The 3,510-nt window shown below is 66.3% G+C and carries 2 protein-coding genes; both read left to right on the forward strand.

Annotated features, from left to right (window positions below; all coding sequences use genetic code 11):
• Positions 1–2,216: strawberry notch C-terminal domain-containing protein (locus FLO80_RS21555; RefSeq protein WP_188078392.1), on the forward strand; the 2,216-nt coding region annotated here is incomplete at its 5' end.
• Between the two features lie 3 nt (positions 2,217–2,219).
• Positions 2,220–3,251 (forward strand): DUF7146 domain-containing protein, encoded by a 1,032-nt coding sequence (locus FLO80_RS21560; protein ID WP_068247259.1) that lies wholly within the window; start codon positions 2,220–2,222, stop codon positions 3,249–3,251.
• The last annotated feature ends 259 nt before the right edge of the window (positions 3,252–3,510 follow it).

Raw genomic sequence — 3,510 nt, forward strand, 5'->3', positions numbered from 1 at the left:
GCCTCTACACGGCGCGCTCGCTGTCCTATGACGGCGTCGAATACGAGATGCTGGAACATGCGCTGACGCCGGAGCAGCGCGGGATCTATGATGCATATGCGCTCGCCTTCGGAGTCATACATCGGAACCTGTCCGCGGCGCTGGAAGCGGCCAACATTACTGGCGAATCCGGCGGTACGCTGAACCGCCAGGCCAAGTCCGCCGCCCGCTCGGCTTTCGAGTCCGCCAAGCAGCGCTTCTTCGGCCATCTGCTGACCTCGATGAAAACCCCCACCCTCATTTCCAGCATCGAGGCTGATCTCGCGGCAGGCCATGCGGCCGTCATCCAGATCGTCTCGACAGGTGAGGCGCTGATGGAGCGCCGCCTGTCGGAGATCCCCACGGATGAATGGAACGATGTGCGGGTGGATATCACGCCAAGAGAGGCTTGCCTGGACTACCTCGCCCATTCCTTCCCGGTGCAGCTCTATGAGCCCTTCACTGACAGCGAAGGCAACCTCTCCTCGCGCCCGGTCACGCGCGATGGCCAGCCGGTGGAATGCCGCGAGGCGGTGCGCTGCCGAGATGCGCTGATCGAGCATCTGGCAAGCCTGCCGCCTGTGCCCGGGGCGCTCGACCAGATCGTCCAGCGCTTCGGCACCGATCTGGTGGCCGAGGTCACGGGCCGCTCGCGCCGGATCGTGCGTAAGGGCGAGGGGCATGCCGCGCGCCTCGTTGTGGAAAGCCGGGCGGGGTCTGCCAATCTCGCGGAAACCGCCGCCTTCATGGATGACCAGAAGCGCATCCTGATCTTCTCGGATGCCGGCGGCACGGGGCGCAGCTATCACGCCGATCTCGGGGCGAAGAACCAGCGCCTGCGGGTCCACTACCTCCTGGAACCGGGCTGGAAGGCCGATGCGGCCATTCAGGGACTGGGCCGCACCAACCGCACCAACCAAGCGCAACCACCGCTCTTCCGGCCCGTTGCTACCGATGTGAAAGCAGAGAAACGCTTCCTCAGCACCATCGCGCGTCGCCTCGACACGCTCGGGGCGATCACGCGCGGCCAGCGTCAAACCGGCGGGCAGGGGCTGTTTCGGCCCGAGGACAACCTCGAGTCCCCCTATGCCCGCGATGCCCTGCGCCAGCTTTACCGCCGCATCTATCGCGGCGATGTCGCGGGGTGCTCACTTGGCGCTTTCGAGGATGCCACCGGTCTGAGCCTGACCGATGACAATGGGCTGAAGGACGATCTGCCGCCGATCACGACCTTCCTCAATCGACTGCTCGCACTGACGATCGACATGCAGGCCGTGCTCTTCTCGGCTTTCGAAGAATTGCTCGACCAAAGGATTGAAGGCGCCATCGCGGCCGGAATCTATGACCTCGGGCTCGAGACGCTGCGCGCCGAGAGCTTCCGCGTCACGGATGCGCGGGTGATCTACACCCATCCCGGCTCCGGCGCCGCGACCCAGCTCCTCACCATCACCGAAAAGCGCCGCAACACGCCGACCTCGCTCGCGGATGCGCTCGATTGGCTCGACGACCCGAAGGCACGGCTCCTGGTCAACAGCCGCTCGGGCCGTGCCGCGGTGCAGGTGCCCGCGACCAGTCTGATGCTGGACGACGGCACGATCGAGCCGCGCCTGCGGCTGATCCGCCCGACCGAGGCGAGCACGGTTCCGGCCAAGATCATGGACGACACCCACTGGCTCGAGGCCGACCGCGCGGCCTTCGCCGCCTCTTGGACTGCGGAACTGGCCGAGGTGCCCGAGTTTTCGGAAGCCACGCTGCATATCGTGGCGGGCCTCTTGCTGCCGATCTGGAAGCAGCTCCCACAGGATGAAACCCGCGTCTACCGGCTGCAGACCGATGACGGTCAGCGCATCATCGGTCGCCGCGTTTCGCCGTCGTGGGTCGCGACCACACTTGCCGCCGATGCGCCGAAGCTCACGGCGGCGCAGGTCCATGCCCTTGTTCTGGAGGGCAAGACCGTGGTGCGCTTGGCCGAAGGGATGGAGCTGCACCGCTCGCGCGTCATGGGCGTCAACCGGATCGAGCTGTCGGGCTTTTTGGGTGCCGCCAAGGACCGGCTGAAGGCAGATGGGTTCTTCTCGGAGATCATCGCCTGGAAGCTGCGGCTCTTCTGCCCAGCAGACTCCAGCGGCATCACAGTGCTTGATCGTCTGCTTGCACGTTGTCCCGTGACAGGACTACATGCGCGTGGAGGGTGCTGAGCCATGTATTCCGAGACTGAAGATGTGATCCGCGCTCTGGCGGAGAACGCAGAGAGCGTGTGTCGCGCCTACCTTCCCGCCGGACGGCGGGAAGGGTCCTACTGGATCGTCGGCGATTTGCAGAACAACCCCGGCCGGTCGCTCTTCGTGCGGCTGACTGGACCCACATCAGGACCGGGAGCCCGTGGCAAATGGCAGGACGCGGCTGTCGGACTGCATGGCGATCTCCTCGACATCATCCGCGAGCGAACCGGGATCTCGCGCTTTCCCGATCTTCTGGCCGAGGCCCGAGCGCATCTTGGCCGTCCCCAGCCGGTCCTCCCGAATACGCCAGTGCCGAAGAAGGCCAAAGCCCCCGGTGGCACACGAGCCGCGGCGGCGCGATTGTTTGCGGCCTCGGTGCCGGTCGCAGGCACGCTTGCCGACACCTACCTCCGCGCCCGGGGCATCAGCCAAGGCGGCACGATGAGCGCGCTCCGCTTCCACCCAAACTGCTGGCATCGGGATGAAGGCCAGACCCGGAGCGTCCCTAGACCAGCGCTGATCGCGGCGGTCACCGATGGGGCAGGGGCCTTGCAGGGCGTGCATCGCACCTGGCTGGCGCCTGACGGACAGGGAAAGGCGGCCGTCGAGACGCAGCGACGGGCCATGGGTCACCTCCTCGGCAATGCCGTCAGGCTGACCCCGCATGACGACATCCTCGTCGTCGGGGAGGGCATCGAGACCATGCTGTCCCTCGTCGAAGCCGTGCCCGGCCTGCCCGTCTGGGCCGCGCTCTCGTCGGGACACCTCGGGGCCGTCCTGCTGCCGGAGGGGCTTCAGTGCCTCTACATCGCCATCGACCGCGATCCGGCGGGGCGCGCAGCGGCAGAGAGGTTGAGCGCCAGAGCCCTTGACGCCGGGATTGCCGTCCGGGTGCTGGAACCGCGGCTCGGAGATTTCAACGATGATCTCCGGGCGACCGGCAAAGAGGCGCTGCGCCAGCATCTGGCAGGGCAGATCGGGCTTGAGGATCGCCAACGCCTGTTGGGCTGAGCCACATCGCGCAGGGGGCGGTCAGGGGTTGAGGGGGTAGGCGTCCTGCAGTCCTGTCGCGGGTGTGGATCATCACCTTTGCCTCTTCCCGGGTAAATCTCATCCACCCGACTGTCAATCGGCATCCAAAGCTGACCCCCTATCGGCATTCAAAATTGACCCCTTTGAGCTGAGCAGGCCCGGCGCTGCGTAGCCCTCACATAGCGCAGCGGCGGCGGGCCTGCGGGGGTCCGGGTTGGCGCTATGCGCGGTTCTTGAA

Source organism: Aquicoccus porphyridii, from assembly GCF_008369105.1.
GTDB classification, from domain to species: Bacteria; Pseudomonadota; Alphaproteobacteria; order Rhodobacterales; family Rhodobacteraceae; genus Aquicoccus; species Aquicoccus porphyridii.

Excerpts from the sequence above, each read along its gene's own strand:
- FLO80_RS21560 (WP_068247259.1), top strand. The coding sequence starts at position 2,220 with ATGTATTCCGAGACTGAAGATGTGATCCGCGCTCTGGCGGAGAACGCA.